The organism is Phycicoccus sp. (assembly GCF_035325325.1).
Lineage (GTDB): Bacteria > Actinomycetota > Actinomycetes > Actinomycetales > Dermatophilaceae > Phycicoccus.
In genome coordinates this window covers 56,776-72,978 of the sequence record NZ_DAOLAC010000003.1, presented here as the reverse complement: position 1 = coordinate 72,978, position 16,203 = coordinate 56,776, and the positions used below count along the sequence as shown (strand labels likewise).

Below are 16,203 nucleotides of genomic sequence, written 5' to 3'. Positions count from 1 at the left end.
TCTTCGTGGGAAGGACCTCTTAATGACCATCAACGCGCCGACTGGCTCGGACACCTTCAACTCCTGGATCAACGGGTCGTGGCGCGCGGGCGACACCTCCTACCGGGCGATCAACCCGGCTGAAGGCGCGACGTTCGCCACTCTGACTTCAGCGACGGCCGCCGACGTCGACGCGGCCGTGTCCAGCGCCCGCGCCGCCTTCGAGAAGACACGTTCCGTTCGCCCCGCCACACGAGCACAGTGGTGCCGTTCCGCAGCCAGTGCGCTAATGGCAGCTCACAACGAGCTCGCCGAAGTTCTCTCCACCGAGCACGGCAAGCCAATTACCGAGGCACGCGGAGAGATCCTGTTTGCGGTGCAGGGACTCGAGTCGGCTGCGGAGTCGGTATTGGCGCTCGGCGCCGAGTTGCCCCACGTCCAGGACCCGAACAAGCGGGTCATCGTGCGTCGCGAAGGACTCGGGGTGTGCGCGGTTGTCACTCCGTGGAACTTTCCGGTAAACATCGCGGTCGAGTACATTGGTCCGGCTCTGGCAGCCGGCAATGCGATCGTGTGGAAGCCGGCACCGACGACGTCGGTGGTTGCGACCAAGTTCCGCGAGATACTCCTCGTTGCCGACTTCCCACAAGAGCTTCTCCAGCTCGTCATCACCGACTCCGTAAAGGTAGCGACTCATCTCGTCACACATCCTGACGTAGTTGCTGTTGGCTTCACGGGTGGCAGCGGCACCGGACGTTCTATCGCGCAGTCGGCCTGGGACAAGAAGCTGCTCCTGGAACTCGGAGGAAACTCGGCCGTGGTCGTGCTCGCTGATGCCGATCTCGAGGTCGCGGCCAGCGCCATTGCGAACTCGGCCTTCTGGAACGCCGGTCAGGTGTGCAGTGCCGCGGGAAAGATCCTCGTTGCCGACCCGTGCGTCGATGACCTCGCCCAACTCTTGGCCGATCACGCCGAAGGGGCTGTCATCGGCTCCCCGCTCGACTCGAGGACGACGCTCGGGCCGGTTCACCTGGAATCCGGCATCACTCGCTACGACAGGCTGATCCAGAACGCCGAGCGACAGGGAGCCAAGGTGGTGACTGGCGGCGGTCGGCTCTCCGACAAATCCGGATTCTTCTACGCTCCGACCGTCTTGGCCTCCGTTGGTCGCGACGCTGCGATCTTCAGCGAAGAAACGTTCGGTCCTGTCGCCGCTCTCACCTCTTTCCACGATGAGGAACACATGCTTCAGGCTGCGAACTCCGGCGAGTTCGGTCTCGTGGCTTCCCTCTTTACGACCAGTCTGGCCAAAGCGTTTCAGTTCGGTGAGAAGATTGATGCTGGCCTAGTAGTCGTCAATGATTCTTCAAACTACTGGGAATTTAGTCTGCCCTTCGGCGGCGCTGCTGGCCGGCAGTCTGGTCGCGGTCGTCTAGGCGGCCGGTGGGTGATCGACGAATTTAGCCAGGTCAAGTCGCTTGCGATTGACGTACGGTGAACGTCCGCACCGTTCCGCTTGGCCGGGCTCCCAGTTCCGAGGGCGGAGCGACCCCGGCACCCGGTGGGGCAGGCTGGGTCACCGCTGACGTATTGAGAGTGGGAGTCTGGGGGCCCTTCGCGCGGCGAAAGGCCTCGAGATGGAGAACGATGGCCGCTCTGGTCGTCATGGCTTGGAGCGTTTCGCTACCCGTCACGGCAGCCGTGGCCGTGCCTTCGACTACCACCGCCCTTTGTTGCTGCTGCGGCAACGGCGGCGGGGGTAGTCAAAAGCAGCCGCCACCCAACAGTGGCCTCGCATCTAGTCGCACCGCTCGCCATACCCGTGCTTCCCGTAGGCGACGTGGCTAAGGACCGTTACGTCTGTTCAGGGCGCAGCAGCGTCGCCCAAACGACCTCTTCAGTGGATCGCAGATGTCCTTGACTCCAAAGACGGCGCCGTCCGCCGGCAGGGACCGGCCGTGAGTTTCCGTTGACGACACCCAGAAATTGCCGTCCAATCCATTGAAGCAGCACCGTTGCTTCGAGTCACCGACCGAGATCGCGGAGCACGCCGACCTGATGGCCAAGGCCCACGACCGCGCGAGGACCGATCACGAGGGCCTTTGGACCGAGCGGGCCTCGAGGCTCGATTGCTTAGGTGCAGCTCAACTGTCCACAAGGTAGATCAGGAGCAACCGAGTGACGTCATTGCTTGAACTCGACGAACCGGACCGCATCGGCTATGACCTCGCGGAGTTGGCGGAGATCGTCGACGACTCGCTGCCGGGGTTCACGCGGCAGGCGATGACGTCGCTCGATGCGGAAGCCCGGGAATGGACGCTGCGCAGAATGAAGGCCGCAGGGCTCCACGCATACGTCGATGCCGCAGCTAACGTCATCGGCATCCTCGAAGGCGACCACCCTGGAGCCGGCATTATCATGACGGGCTCCCACACAGACACCGTTGAGGGTGGCGGCCGCTATGACGGCAATGTCGGCGTGGCCGCGGCTCTCGAGGTCGTTCGGACACTACGCGCGACGAACACGACCCTGCGGCACACCCTGATGGTGGTCGCGTTCTTTAATGAAGAGCCGAACCGATTCGGACAGAGCTGTATCGGCTCGCGGGCCATGGTCGGCGAGTTTCAACCTGCAGACCTCGGCGCACGAGACGCGAACGGCATCACTTTCGCCGAGGCTCTCGAGGGTGCCGGCCTTGACCCTGCACAAATGCTGGATGCCCGCGTGGATACCTCGCCCATCCGCGCTTTCGTGGAATTGCACGTCGAGCAGGGCCCCCATCTCGAAGACCAAGGAAGCCAGATCGGCCTTGTCACGACCATCACAGGCCTTTCACGGTTCCGGGCCCTCTTTCGCGGCCAAGCCGACCACGCGGGGACCCGGCCTATGCAACATCGCCGTGATGCCGGCTGTGCAGCCGCGGGCACGGTCCTCGCGGTCGAAGCCATCGCCTCGCAGCATCCTGACGGGCGAGGGACGACGGGCTTGGTCACCTTTGCCCCAAGCGCGATCAACGTTGTCACCGCCCGCGCGGAGATGTGGGGAGAGCTCCGCAGCCCGGATGCCGAATGGCTTGCGACGGCTCGCCGAGAGCTCACCAGGGCTGCCGGCACCGAGGCGAAGAGCCGAGGGGTAGACCTTGAGTTCGAATGGCTACCGAGCAAGCAGCCAGTCAGCATGACCGACTCGTTGCTGAACATCACCGCTCAGGTGACTGACCAACTCGGGCTACGCCAATCGCGGCTCTACAGTGGCGCTGAGCACGACGCCGCCGTCCTCGGACGCCATGTCCCGACCAGCATGATTTTCATCCCTTCTCACGGTGGTCGAAGCCATTGTCCGGAAGAGTTCACTGACAGCCCCGACATCACGGCCGGCGCTCTCACCCTTCTCAACGTGCTCATCCACCTCGATCTCACCTGACTTAGATCGGAGAGCCCACCGCTTGCAGGAATCACCGTGCCAACCGCGCGTACCGAGCGTTCGCGATCAGCCCCGCACCCAGTCAGGCTCCGGGACTAGAGACAAACGTGGGCTTGAGGGACAGGGAACCTGATCTCCTCGACCGGACCATTGCGGAGGGGTGTTCTGGTAGGTCTTGAGGCCGGCCAGTACCAACTGTTGGTGCGTACTCCGACTCGGTAGTAATGATCACGTGCACTGGCGAGTTCGACAGGCACGGAGGCCTGCCGAGTTCGGTCCACTCCCTACATCCGTTCGAACCCCCGGAACTTCTCCCAGTCGGTAACACTGCGATCGAAGGCCTCAAGTTCGACTTCGGCCATCCGCGAGTAGTGGTTCACGACCTCGGCCCCGAAAGCCGCGGAGGCGACCTCACTCTCCCGGAACAGCCGAAGCGCCTCTCGAAGATTGGTCGGCACCGTCGGCATCGCGGACGCGTAGGCATTGCCCGAGATCGGTTCAGCCAACGACAACTTCTCCCCGATCCCGCGCAGACCGGCTGCAACAATGGCGGAGACGGCCAGGTGCGGATTCACGTCACCACCTGGCAGCCGGTGCTCGAACCGAAGGGACGCTCCACTACCGACGACGCGTAATGCACAGGTGCGGTTGTCGAAACCCCAAGAGATGGCCGTCGGTGCGTAACTGCCTTCGACGAACCGTTTGTAGGAGTTCACGTTGGGCGCAAACATGAGCGTCAACTCCGGGAGGTAGGCGAGTTGCCCGGCGAGGAAGCTCTCCATAATGTCGGAGAAGCCGTGCGTGCCGGTGCCCGCGAAGACGGGTCTTCCAGAAAGGTCGCGCAGGCTAAAGTGGATGTGACACGAGTTGCCCTCATTGCTGTCGAACTTCGCCATGAAGGTCAGGCTTAGTCCCTCGGAGGCAGCGACCTGCTTGGCGCCGAACTTCGCCACGACGTGGTTGTCACACGCCCGCAGAGCATCGGTAAACGCGAGCACGAGTTCGTGCTGCCCCAGGTTTGCCTCCGACAGAACGCCTTCGATGTCGACGCCAGCGCCCTCCAGCGACCGGATCAGCCGACTCAGGAAGCCGCCAGTTCCGCGAGTGTCTAGCATGGAGTAGTCGATGCCGTACTGCGACACTCGAGTCAGGTCACGGTAGCCTTCGCTCCACGCAGCTTCGTACGAGTCGCGGAAGACAAGAAACTCCAGCTCCGTTCCGACAAGCGCTGTCCAGCCGTGGATCTCGAGCTGGGAGAGCTGGTTGCGGAGGACTTGCCTGGGAGACATCGCGAGCGGCACACCATCGCGGTCCTCGAGGTCGCAAAGAACCAGGAGCGATTCTGGATGCCAAGGCAGCCTCCGTAGCGATGACAGGTCAGGGCGCATCCGGAGATTGGCGTAGCCAGACGACCAAGATGCCAACTCGTAGCCCTGTACGGTATTCATCTCGATATCGGTTGCCAGCAGGTAGTTTTGGGCCTCCGTGCCGTCGGACATCACTCGTTCGACGAAGTGCCGACCCTGGGCGCGCTTGCCTTGGAGTCGCCCCTGCATGTCGATCAGGACAACCTCGATGGTGCCGATTTCGCCGTTGGCCACGAGCCGCTCCAGCTCAGAGACCCCGACGATGTCAGTCCCGGGGTCCGGCACTTCGGGTCACCGCCGTCGCATCGCTTGTCAAAGAACTCGATCCGCGCGACGCGCCCACGAGCACGCCTTTGACTTGCGCCTCCACCGCTCGAACTGTCTGAGCAAGGCGGTCGACGATCTCTTCAAGCTCGACATCGCTAGCGACGAACGCGGGTGCGAGGAGGGTCTGGTCGCCGGCGTAGCCATCTGCTGTTGGTTGCGTCGAATAGATCAGTAGCTGCCTCTCCAGAGCACCCATGTCGATTCGGCGGGCAACCCTGAGCGAGGGGTCCAGGAAAGACTCACCGTCGGTGGGGTCGACGTAGCTCACACCCAACAGGAATCCTCGACCTCGGACCTCACGCACCATTTCGCAGCCGTCCAGTGCCCGCTCGATCTCATTTCGAAGCCACGGCCCACGTTCGCGTACTGAGTCGATGAGGCCGGTCTTCTTGAGATGAGCGATAACAGCCGAACCCACAGCGCAAGACACTGGTGCACCGTCCCAGGTGTGGCCAGGCTCGAAGGACCGGGAGCCATTGGCCACGGCCTGGTAGACGTGGTCCTGCACGAGCATCGCGCCTACCGGAATGAAACCGGCACCAAGTCCCTTGGCCGTGGTGATGACGTCTGGTGTGATTGGCATCTGGTCAGCGGCGAACCACGACCCCGTGCGTCCCAGGCCCGTGACCACCTCGTCGAACCACACCAGGAACCCATGCCTTCTGCGGCGCTCCTCGAGGCCACGCCAAAACGCGTCTGGCGGCGAGTAGCCCGGCAGCGAGGCCGCGCTCACGGGCTCGATCAGGAAGGCGGCGACCTGGTCACCAACCTCGTCGAGCACCCTGTCGAGGGCAAGGAGGGCCTCTTCACCGGACGGGTCAAAGGCCCAAGTGCATGGAGGGATATGTGGCTGTTGCTGGATGTACGGCTGATAGGGGTCCTGCAACCCAGAACGCCCGGTCAGGCCAAAGGTCGCGATGCTGGCACCGTGATAAGCCTGCGCAGGCGACACGACCAGGTGACGCTTGGGGTTGCCGCGCTCGACATGGTAGGACCGCACCATCCGCAGGGCGAGCTCATTCGCCTCCGTGCCTCCGGACACGAAGTGCACCCGGGTGAAACCCGGCGGCGCAATCTCGAGAATGTCCCGCGCCAACTGCTCCTGCGCAGGGCTGGTCACGTGCACGTTATAGACGAACGAGATCTGCTCGGCCTGAGACCTGGCTGCGTTCAGGATCGACGGCACAGGTCCGTGACCCAGACTGGTCACCATCGCCCCGCCGGAGACGGCGTCGAGGTACTTCGTCCCGGCCGCGTCATGCAACCAAACCCCGTCACCCCTAACGATCAGGGGGTAGGCGCGGTCCAGCTCGCGCACGAACACCGCCGATTCTGGGGCGGTCACAACTCCACGGTCGCTCATCATTCCTCCTTCGAAGCAGTGGTTATGGACTTATACTAGGTCCTTTAGGCGGTATTTGCTACCCCGTCCGCTACTCACTTGATAGAAACACGTTCTTCTCCTGCGTGAACGCGTCTAGCGCGTCGGGGCCTAGCTCCCGTCCGAGTCCCGAGTGCTTGAACCCGCCGAAGGGTGTCCAGTAGCGAACTGACGAATTGGAGTTGACGCTCAGCGCGCCGGTCTCCAGCGCCCGCGATACACGCAGTCCACGTGCAAGGTCTGAGGTCCAGACGGACCCGGACAGTCCGTACACCGAGGCGTTAGCGATCCGGATCCCGTCAGCCTCATCGTCAAAGGGGATAACCACCGCGACCGGACCGAAGATCTCCTCGGTGGCTACACGGTCTGCCGGCGACACAGGCGCGAGCACCGTGGGCGGGAACCAATAGCCGGGTCCCTCAGGTGCCGTCCCTCGAAACGCGACGGGGACGTCTTCAGGGAGGTACGACGCCACGCGCGCATGATGCTCGGCCGTGATCAGCGGGCCCATCTCGGAAGTTTCCAGCGCCGGGTCCTCGACCCGCATCGCAAGCACCGCCTTCTCGAACAGCTCCATGAACCGGTCGAGCACGCTGCGTTGCACCAGGATCCGTGAGCGGGCGCAGCAGTCTTGGCCAGCGTTGTCGAACACGGCGTACGGCGCGAGCGCTGCCGCGCGCTCCAGGTCCGCGTCCTCAAACACCAGGTTGGCACTTTTGCCTCCGAGCTCGAGCGTCACCGGCTTCACCTGCGCCGCACAGCCCGCCATGATCGCCTTGCCCACCTTGGTAGACCCCGTGAAGACGACCTTGGCAACGAGCGGGTTATTCACGAATCGCTGACCTACGACCGCCCCGCGCCCCGGAAGAACGTTGAATACGTGCTGAGGGATGCCCGCCTTGAGGGCCAGCTCGGCAAGTCGCATGGCCGTCAGGGGGGTGGCTTCTGCCGGCTTGAGGACCACTGCGTTGCCGGCCGCTAGCGCTGGCGCGAATCCCCAGCTCGCGATAGGCATCGGGAAGTTCCACGGCACGATCACCCCTACGACTCCGAGCGGCTCCTTGAAGGTCACATCCCAGCCCCCAGCCACCGGTATCTGACGGCCGAAAAGTCGCTCCGGGGCGGCCGCGTAGTAGTTGAGGACATCACGCACGTTTCCGGCTTCCCACCTCGCATTGGAGATCGTGTGGCCCGAGTTCCTGACCTCCAACTGGGCAAGGTTCTCTCGGTCTGCGTCGACCTCTTCGGCGAAGCGACGCAGCAGGTTCGCGCGGTCGGCCGGCGAGACCTCCCTCCACGTCAACGACGCCTGGTGAGCATCAGCGATAGTTCGATCGGCGAGCTCCGCCGAGGCAAGCTCGACGGTTTCAAGGGTCTCGCCCGTTGACGGGTTCACCAGCTCAAAGTGAGTTTGCATGTGTCGTCTCCTCTTCTTGTGCCGCTCGCGATGTGATGGACGGTCGCGCAGGCCTCGCGCGCTTGCGACAAGTGACTAATCGAGCCACGTCGAGTCGAACTGAAGGTCTCGGGGAGGTAGGGATGATGCCCTCCAAGGCTGGTCGTGCCGAGCTCCGTAGTGGTCAATGTTCGAGTTGATCCACACGTGGCACTCGTACACGTTGTTGTCCCGCGGCTTCAGTCGAGGCGACCTCGCGACCCGAGGGTTACAGCTGGCACGTCGCCCGCAACTGCGCCCGAGTCGATCGGTTGATCGTCACGCCCTCCTGGTTTAGCGGTGGCCATCCGCGCTTGCCCTCGTCTGCTTGGGTAGTGCTGCTGACGCGCGTCCGCTTCCCCGGTTGGCACAGCTCCACGAAGCCTCGAATGAGAGTCCGGTCGGGGTCCTCCTCCGGGTGCCACTGCACCCCAAGCAAGTAGGTCCCGCAACAGGACTCGATAGCCTCGATGCAGCCGTCCTCAGCGTGGGCAACGGCACGTAGGTTGCTGCCGACGACATTCACCGACTGATGGTGGTATGTCGCGACGCGTGCAGCGTTGCCGAGGACCTGTCCATGCCAGCTGAGCGGACTTACACGGACGCTGTGCTCGCCGAAAACCCCAACCCGTGGTCGATGCAGCGAGTCTGCGTCGCCGGCCTCAAGCGCCTGATTGAGTCGTCCGCCTCGGGCGACGTTGATGAGCTGCATGCCGCGGCAGATTCCAAGCACAGGTAGGTCGAGGTCCATGGCTCCGGCAAGAAGCTCGAGCTCCCAAGCGTCCCGCTCGACGCGCGGCTCGTCGGCGGACGGATGCCGCTGCTCACCGTACAGGCGGGCATCGATATCTGGACCCCCGACCAAGACCAGTCCATCAACACCGCGGAGACTGGCCCGGGCATCCAATGACGGTGGCAACAACACGGGTACAGCGCGAGCGTCGGCCAGCGCATCTAGGTAGGTCGCTGGCAACAGAGCTGCGCGCTTGCTCCAGACCCCCCACGAGGCCGTCTCGAGGTAGACAGACAGACCGATGGTTGGGTAGGCGACCATCACTCTGCCACCCGCCACGGCGCCGACAGCGGACCAAGAGATCTCAGCATGGACTCACTCACTTAATGACTAAAGGACTAGCTTCGAGTCCTTTTTAGCTCACGCTTCGACCGAAGTCAAGCCATGCGGGGACTAGCGGCGCGCGAGGGACTTCAGCAGAGAACGAATGCTCTGCTCGGCGTGGGTGATGTGACTCTGCATCAGTTGCCCGGCTGCTGACGCGTCCTTTCTGCCCATGGCTGCCAGGATCTCTCGGTGCTCGTGGTTCGAGAGCTCGTGCCAGATGGAAGTGTCAGGCAGCAGCTGCAGGGCGGGGTTTAGGCCGAGCCGAATCCGCTCGAGCGCATCGACAATGAGCCGGTTTCCGGTGAGCTCGGCGATCGTTAGGTGGAAGGCCGTGTCCCACCGCATGAACTCGGCGTCGTCGGACGAACTCTCCAAGCTGTCCTGCAGACGTTCGAGCTCTCGCAGCTGCTTCACGCGTAGCTTCCTCGTGGCCATCGACGTCGCTGCAGGCTCGATGATGCATCGGTATTCGACCGATGCCAAGATCTCATCTGCGTCGCGTCGCAGCTCAATGAGGCGATAGTCCAACGCTCGCTCGTCTGTCGACGGCGCAATTACAAAACTGCCACCGTGCCGGCCGCGCCGTGTCTCGATCACATGCTCGGACTCGAGCTGGCCGATGGCCAGCTGGACGGTGAGCCGGCCCACACCGAAGATCTTCACTAGCTCGCGCTCCGGCGGCAGTGCCGACCCAGGCGCGATCACCCCCAAGGCGATCTGTCGCCTGATCTGCTCCACAACGAAGTCGTGTGCGCGGGGCTGGGCAATTGTCTCGAACCGAGCCGACCCACCGCTCTGAGTTTGATCTGAGAGCCGGAGCGTGGCCTTCTGTGCGGTCATAAAGTCCATTATCGCACCGATTAGGCCCAGTGGCCTTGCGGAGGCCCGGCGCCACGCTAGTCGACGATGTCCTCGAGCTTGGCGCTGATCAGACCATGAGCTTCTGCGACCGGTCCGTTCGTGATCTGCCCGGCGTGGGCGTTGAGGCCGAGCGCCAGCGAGCAATCATTGCGCAGTGCGTTCTGCCAGCCCTTGTCGGCCAGCGCAACGGCGTATGGCAGCGTCGCGTTCGTGAGGGCGTACGTGGAGGTGTTAGGAACGGCACCGGGCATGTTGGCAACACAGTAGAACGTGGAGTTGTGCACCTCATAGGTCGGATCCGCGTGCGTAGTCGCGTGGGTGTCTTCGAAACAACCACCCTGGTCCACTGCGATGTCCACCAGCACCGAACCCGGCTTCATCCGCGAGACCATCTCATTGGAGACGAGCTTGGGCGCCGCCGCGCCGGGCACGAGCACCGCGCCGATCACCATGTCGGCCTCAGTGACCTGCTGCTCGATAGCCAGCGTGGAGGAGGCCAACGCGTGAACCCGGTTGTTGTAGCGCCAGAACGAAAGCCGCAGCTTGTCCAGGTCGGTGTCCAGCATCGTCACGTCGGCACCCATCCCGAGTGCGATATTGGCAGCGTTTTGACCGGATACGCCGGCGCCGATGATGACGACCTTGGCGTTTGCTACGCCACCGACACCACCCATCAGGACACCACGTCCGCCTTGGGCCCTGAGTAGCGAGTAGGCGCCAACCTGCGGAGCCAGGCAGCCAGCAACCTCAGACATCGGGTAGAGCAAAGGGAGCCCGCCCGAGGCCAGCTGCACAGTCTCGTACGCGATAGCAGTCACTTTGCGGTTGACCAACTCCTCGGTCAGCGGGCGATCCGCAGCCAGGTGGAGGTAAGTGAAGAGGACGAGCCCTTCGCGCATCCTGTGGTACTCCTCGGACACCGGCTCCTTGACCTTCAGCACCATGTCAGCACCGGCCCACACATCGTCCGCCGAGTCGAGCAGTTTCGCACCCGCTCCGACGTACTCGGCATCGTGGACCGATGAGCCAAGACCAGCCCCTCGCTCGACGTACACCTCGTGGCCGTGCGCCACCAGCTCGTGCACGCCCACGGGAGTGATCGCCACCCGGTACTCGTGATTCTTGACTTCCTTAGGTACGCCGATCCTCATCGACAAGGCTCCTGTAATTTAGTGGTTGGTAGAGGCCTGACTTCAGAGCGCATCAGTGGGCTCGTAGGCCTCTCGTGGCATGCGGAAAAACTCCGGGCGGTACTTCACTGCCGACACGACGAGCATCACGACGCCCAGCGCGGCCACCGCGAGCACCGACCAGAGCGCCTGCGAGTCGAAGTCCATGATCGAGCGAATGGCAACCCAGCCCAGCGCCCCCGCCCCGGCAAGCGGAAGGACGCCGGTGGTCAGAAGGTTCATCGCGCTTTGCTGGGCAAACTTGCGATAGAAGACGGCGGTCGCAATCCCGGTCGCTGAATAGAAGAGGGCGAACAGAACTCCGGTGATGGAGACGACTACGTCGAACGCGCCCGCGATGGAGGAGGAGAGCACATAGACCCAGGTAGCCACAATCATGACAACGCCGAACAGCACCGTGGCGAATACGGGTGTGCGGTAGCGCTGGTGCAGCTTGCCGAATGCCGGTGGCAAGACGCGGTCCGTTCCCATCGAGAAGGCGATTCGCGCGGCACTAACCAAGAAGGCCTGAGTCGTACCGAGCACGGAAAGGATGACGGCGACAGACATGAACTTCCCCCATCCTTCTCCCACCAGGGACGTGGCTAGGAACGTCAGGGCATCGCCGCCGTGCTCTTGCAGGTCTGCGGCCGGCGCAGCCCCCTGGAGGGAGAACTGCAGCAGGGCGTAGAAGAGGCCGAGGATGACAACAGACATCATGGCGGCGCGGCCGGGGTTACTCTCTGGTCGTTCGGTTTCCTCGTTGAGGTAGAGAGCGCTGTCCCAACCGGTGAACAGATAGACCGTGATCAACATCCCTGCTACGAGACTCCCCTGCCCGCCGACGCCGTTGAGCGACAGCCATTCCCAACTCGGGCGCATCGTCCCGGGAGCGTGCACGAGGTAAACCTTGTAGATGCCAATGGCGCAGAATGCCAGCAGGATGACGTATTCGACGCTGGCGATGATGACCTGGAAACGAGCCGTTACTTGTACGCCGACCACCGCGGTGGCGATCACCAGCAAACCCGCCACCGCGACAGTGATGAGTGACGGGATGACCCCATCCGCGGCCATTCCCAGGAAGCTGAGTACGGCCGGTCCGATCGGCAAGATGTCGGCCACAGTCCCTAGCAGGTAGCCCGTCAGCATCACCCAGCCCACCATGAAGCCCACGTAAGGGCTGATGGCCTTGCCGACCCACATATAGGAACCGCCGCAGTCGCGGCTCCACATGTTCAATCGATGGTAAGCGAAGGCAATTGCCAACATCGGCAACGTGGTGATGAGAACCGCCACCCCTCCGGCGTACGCCGAGGCTGCGACGAGTCCCGCGATCGTGACGGCGGTTGCCTGCCCAGGTGCCGAAGAGGCCACCGAGAAGATGATGCTCTGCGGAAGGCTGACGGCGCCGGCGGCTAGGCCGTGTCCCTCGTCGCCAGACCTCCCATCGCCCACCATCGCACCCGCATGTCCCTCAACGGGCCCCTCGGTGATCCGGCTGATCTCGTCCACAAGAAGTCTCCCTTGCTACCCAGGCCAGTGCGCGGCATGACGCGCGTTGATGTGTTGGCCTATTGGACCTCGTTTAGGTCCACAAGTCAATGGGCATGTTTAATGAGCACGCACCCTCGGATTGGCGGCGCTCGGCTTGACTCTTGGGCCCGGATGAACGACTCGCACCCAGTACCTCAGTCCTCAACACGCTCCCGCAAGGCACCGCAGCAGCTCTCAGCTTGGGCAGCGGAGCCACCGTCTGAAGTCCAGCGGGAACGACAAGCGCGGTTCAAACCGAACAACCTGCAACGTGCGCCGGGTCCACACAGTCCTGCAACGGCGGCGGTTACCCGATCCGGCCGACCTTGCGAGCGACCATGCATAGGGTCCAGCCCATGTCTTAGCAGGGCTGCCCACGCTGTCCGGCCCACCACCTCATCGCGCGAGGGGGCGGCAGTGATGTGGACTCGTTGCTGAACAGGTCGTCATCCAGGCGGGTAGAAGAAGCCGGTGACCCGAGATCGCCTCTAGTAGACCGCCATTGTTGGTGTCATGTGCTGAGGGCCGTCAGCACTCGATCACGTTGACCGCCAGTCCACCTCGCGCTGTCTCCTTGTACTTGACCTTCATGTCGGCGCCCGTCTCGCGCATCGTCTTGACGACCTTATCGAGCGAGACGATGTGCGTGCCGTCGCCGCGCAGGGCGGTCCGGGCAGCGGTGACGGCTTTGACTGACGCGATGGCGTTACGCTCGATGCAGGGGATCTGGACGAGCCCTCCGACCGGGTCACAGGTCAGTCCCAGGTTGTGCTCCATCGCGATCTCGGCGGCGTTCTCGACTTGGGCTGATGAACCACCGGTGACCGCAGCGAAGCCCGCCGCAGCCATGGAACACGCGGACCCGACCTCTCCCTGACAGCCGACCTCCGCGCCGGAGATGGACGCGTTCTCCTTGAAGACCACGCCGATGGCTGCGGCGGTCAGAAGGAAGGTCACCACGCCGTCGTCGTCGGCCGCAGGCACGAAGCTCTTGTAGTAGTGCAGAACAGCCGGGATGATCCCGGCTGCCCCGTTGGTGGGCGCGGTGACGACCCTGCCGCCGGCAGCGTTCTCCTCGTTGACAGCGAGCGCGTACAGGGTGAGCCAGTCCGTGCCGCGTAGCGGGTCGCCCTCGGCACTCTCCGAAGCGAGCTGGGCTGCGAGCCCGGGCGCACGGCGTGGGACCTTCAGGCCACCGGGCAGCGTCCCTGGGGTGGCGATGCCGTTGGCGACGCATTCCCTCATGACGGCCCAGATGTCCAGCAGGCCGGTGCGCACATCACTCTCGGAGCGCCAGGCGGTCTCGTTGGCCATCATGATCTCCGCGATGGACAGCCCCGTCCGACGGCAGTGGCCGAGCAGCTGGTCGCCGGTGGTGAACGGGTAGACGAGGGCGGTCTGGTCCGGCACGATGCCGGTGTTGCCGGTGGCGTCCTCGCCGACGACGAAGCCACCTCCGACGGAGTAGTACGAACGCTCGGCAACGGTGGCGCCCATCCCGTCGTACGCGGTGAACGTCATACCGTTCGGATGCAGCGGAAGGCTCAACCGGCGGTGCAGCACGAGATCATCGCCCTCGTTGAAGACCACGACATGGCGGCCACCGAGTTCGAGACGCGAGCTGGCGCGAACATGCCCCAAAAGGGCGTCGACGTTCCGCGGGTCGCAGGTCTCCGGGTGGTGGCCGGACAGTCCCAGGATGACGGCCTTGTCGGAGCCGTGTCCGTGACCCGTGGCACCCAAGGAGCCGAACAGCTGCGTGCGGACGCGGGCCACCGATGACAGGACTTGGTCGTTGTCTAGGCTGTCGACGAAGGAGGCCGCGGCCCGCATTGGGCCGACGGTGTGTGAGCTGGAGGGTCCGATGCCGATCGAGAAAAGGTCAAAGGCGCTCAGTGCCACGTCGGTTCCTCGAGGGTGTGGTCAGCGTTCATCGGTCAGGACCGGGTAGAGCGGGTAGTTGCGCGCCAGTACACGGACCCGCTCCTGCAGCATCTGGAATTGGTCGTTCGTGAGGTCGGGAGACAAAGCCGCGGCGATGATGTCGGCGACCTCGCTGAACGCGTCCGCTCCCAATCCTCGCGTCGCTAGCGCGGAGGTTCCGATGCGCAGCCCCGAGGTCACCATGGGCGGGCGCGGGTCGTTGGGAACAGCATTGCGGTTCACCGTGATTCCCACGGCGTGGAGCCGGTCCTCGGCCTGCTTGCCGTCCAAGGACGACGCGACGAGATCAACGAGCACCAAGTGAACGTCGGTACCGCCGGTGAGGACGTCGACGCCGGCGCGGCGCACGTCCTCGCTCAGGAGGCGATCGGCGAGCAGCCGCGCACCGTCGATAGTGCGTTGCTGACGTTCACGGAACTCGGGACTGGCCGCGACCAGGAAGGACACCGCCTTGGCCGCGATGACGTGCTCGAGGGGGCCGCCTTGAAGGCCGGGGAAGACGGCGCTGTTGATCTTCTTGGCGATGCCGGCATCGTCGGTGAGGATCACTCCTCCGCGGGGTCCGCCGAGCGTCTTGTGAGTGGTGGAGGTTGTTACGTGGGCGTGAGCGACCGGGTTGGGGTGAAGCCCGGCCGCCACGAGGCCGGCAAAGTGCGCCATGTCGACGAACAGGTAGGCGCCGACCTCGTCAGCGATCGCTCGAAACCGGGCGAAGTCCAGATGCCGCGGGTAGGCCGACCATCCCGCGATGATCATGCGGGGCCGGTGTACCTGGGCGAGATCGGCGACCTCGTCCATGTCGACGCGGCCGTCAGCGCCGACGTGGTAGGGGACGACGTCGAACGTCTTGCCGCTGTAATTCAGGCGCATCCCGTGGGTGAGGTGGCCGCCATGGGCGAGGTCGAGCCCGAGGATGGTGTCGCCCTGCTCGAGGAGGGCGAAGAAGACTGCAGTGTTGGCTTGAGCGCCCGAGTGAGGCTGGACGTTGGCGTAACGGGCACCGAATAGGGCGGTTAGACGGTCGATGGCCAGTTGCTCGATAACGTCGACGTGTTCGCATCCGGCGTAGTAGCGCCGTCCCGGGTAGCCCTCGGCGTATTTGTTGGTCGCCGCCGACCCTTGGGCCTGCATGACCGCAATGGGGGCGAAGTTCTCCGAGGCGATCATCTCCAGAGTTTCCTCCTGGCGGTGCAGCTCCGCGGCGAGCGCAGCATGGACCAGCGGGTCCACAGTCGCGAGGTCCTCGTTGAGGAGGTTGGGTGACATCGTGCTCATCCGCGGGAGACGAGATCGTTGTAGCCAGCTGCGTCGAGCAGGCGGGGAGTGCCGCTAATGCGGATCCGCAGGATCCATCCGGCGCCGAAGGGATCGGTGTTGATCAGGGCCGGGTCGTCTGCGACGCCGGTGTTGACCTCGGTGACCTCGCCGTCAACGGGTGCGTAGAGCTCGCTGACGGACTTGGTGGACTCGATCTCTCCGCACGCCTCGCCGGCGGTGACGGTGGCGCCGACTTCTGGAAGGTCGACATAGACGATGTCGCCGAGGGCGTCGGCGGCGAAGGCGGTGATGCCGACGAGAGCTAGGTCGCCCTCGATGTGCAGCCACTCGTGCTGGTCGGTGTACTGCAGGTGCGGGGGGTTGGTCATCGAGCTCTCCTGGAT

At 63.9% G+C, this 16,203-nt stretch carries 11 protein-coding genes; 2 read left to right on the top strand and 9 right to left on the bottom strand.

Annotated elements, in window-relative coordinates; translation table 11 throughout:
• Positions 1-22 precede the first annotated feature (22 nt).
• Together PKA89_RS03335 and PKA89_RS03330 are read left to right on the top strand one after the other, a co-directional pair.
• Positions 23-1,477 carry an aldehyde dehydrogenase family protein gene (locus PKA89_RS03335; RefSeq protein WP_324416594.1) on the top strand — a complete coding sequence of 485 codons (1,455 nt, stop codon included), beginning with the start codon at positions 23-25 and terminating at the stop codon, positions 1,475-1,477.
• A 680-nt stretch (positions 1,478-2,157) separates the two neighbouring features.
• Positions 2,158-3,402 (top strand): M20 family metallo-hydrolase, encoded by a 1,245-nt coding sequence (locus PKA89_RS03330; protein ID WP_324416592.1) that lies wholly within the window; start codon positions 2,158-2,160, stop codon positions 3,400-3,402.
• Between the two features lie 284 nt (positions 3,403-3,686).
• Here PKA89_RS03330 and PKA89_RS03325 read toward each other — a convergent pair whose 3' ends face one another.
• The 9 genes from PKA89_RS03325 to gcvH all read right to left on the bottom strand — a co-directional run bounded on the left by PKA89_RS03325 (position 3,687) and on the right by gcvH (position 16,188).
• The gene (locus PKA89_RS03325; protein WP_324416590.1) at positions 3,687-5,003 is read right to left on the bottom strand and encodes a glutamine synthetase family protein; all 1,317 of its coding nucleotides are present in this window, start codon (positions 5,001-5,003) and stop codon (positions 3,687-3,689) included.
• A gap of 31 nt (positions 5,004-5,034) precedes the next feature.
• Positions 5,035-6,459, bottom strand: a complete 1,425-nt coding sequence (locus tag PKA89_RS03320; RefSeq protein WP_324416588.1) for an aminotransferase class III-fold pyridoxal phosphate-dependent enzyme — start codon at positions 6,457-6,459, stop codon at positions 5,035-5,037.
• 70 nt (positions 6,460-6,529) lie between these two features.
• Positions 6,530-7,894 carry an aldehyde dehydrogenase family protein gene (locus PKA89_RS03315; protein ID WP_324416586.1) on the bottom strand — a complete coding sequence of 455 codons (1,365 nt, stop codon included), beginning with the start codon at positions 7,892-7,894 and terminating at the stop codon, positions 6,530-6,532.
• A gap of 1,204 nt (positions 7,895-9,098) precedes the next feature.
• Entirely contained in the window at positions 9,099-9,872 is a 774-nt protein-coding gene (locus tag PKA89_RS03310) for an FCD domain-containing protein (protein ID WP_324416584.1), read from the bottom strand.
• A gap of 56 nt (positions 9,873-9,928) precedes the next feature.
• Positions 9,929-11,044, bottom strand: a complete 1,116-nt coding sequence (gene ald / locus PKA89_RS03305) for an alanine dehydrogenase (protein WP_324416583.1) — start codon at positions 11,042-11,044, stop codon at positions 9,929-9,931.
• Between the two features lie 42 nt (positions 11,045-11,086).
• On the bottom strand, positions 11,087-12,577 hold the full coding sequence (locus PKA89_RS03300) for an APC family permease (protein WP_324416581.1): 1,491 nt from the start codon (positions 12,575-12,577) through the stop codon (positions 11,087-11,089).
• Positions 12,578-13,126: 549 nt separating this feature from the next.
• Complete coding sequence (locus tag PKA89_RS03295; RefSeq protein WP_324416578.1) at positions 13,127-14,500, bottom strand: L-serine ammonia-lyase; 1,374 nt, start codon at positions 14,498-14,500, stop codon at positions 13,127-13,129.
• A gap of 21 nt (positions 14,501-14,521) precedes the next feature.
• The gene (gene glyA, locus PKA89_RS03290) at positions 14,522-15,817 is read right to left on the bottom strand and encodes a serine hydroxymethyltransferase (RefSeq protein WP_324416576.1); all 1,296 of its coding nucleotides are present in this window, start codon (positions 15,815-15,817) and stop codon (positions 14,522-14,524) included.
• On the bottom strand, positions 15,814-16,188 hold the full coding sequence (gcvH, locus tag PKA89_RS03285; protein ID WP_324416574.1) for a glycine cleavage system protein GcvH: 375 nt from the start codon (positions 16,186-16,188) through the stop codon (positions 15,814-15,816). The genes glyA and gcvH overlap by 4 nt, the downstream gene beginning before the upstream one ends.
• Positions 16,189-16,203 lie beyond the last annotated feature (15 nt).

What these genes read in the sequence shown, in the direction of transcription:
- glyA (WP_324416576.1), bottom strand. Translation starts at nt 15,817, where the DNA reads ATGAGCACGATGTCACCCAACCTCCTCAACGAGGACCTCGCGACTGTG.
- ald (WP_324416583.1), bottom strand. Translation starts at nt 11,044, where the DNA reads ATGAGGATCGGCGTACCTAAGGAAGTCAAGAATCACGAGTACCGGGTG.
- PKA89_RS03310 (WP_324416584.1), bottom strand. Translation starts at nt 9,872, where the DNA reads ATGACCGCACAGAAGGCCACGCTCCGGCTCTCAGATCAAACTCAGAGC.
- PKA89_RS03315 (WP_324416586.1), bottom strand. Translation starts at nt 7,894, where the DNA reads ATGCAAACTCACTTTGAGCTGGTGAACCCGTCAACGGGCGAGACCCTT.
- gcvH (WP_324416574.1), bottom strand. Translation starts at nt 16,188, where the DNA reads ATGACCAACCCCCCGCACCTGCAGTACACCGACCAGCACGAGTGGCTG.
- PKA89_RS03335 (WP_324416594.1), top strand. Translation starts at nt 23, where the DNA reads ATGACCATCAACGCGCCGACTGGCTCGGACACCTTCAACTCCTGGATC.
- PKA89_RS03320 (WP_324416588.1), bottom strand. Translation starts at nt 6,459, where the DNA reads ATGAGCGACCGTGGAGTTGTGACCGCCCCAGAATCGGCGGTGTTCGTG.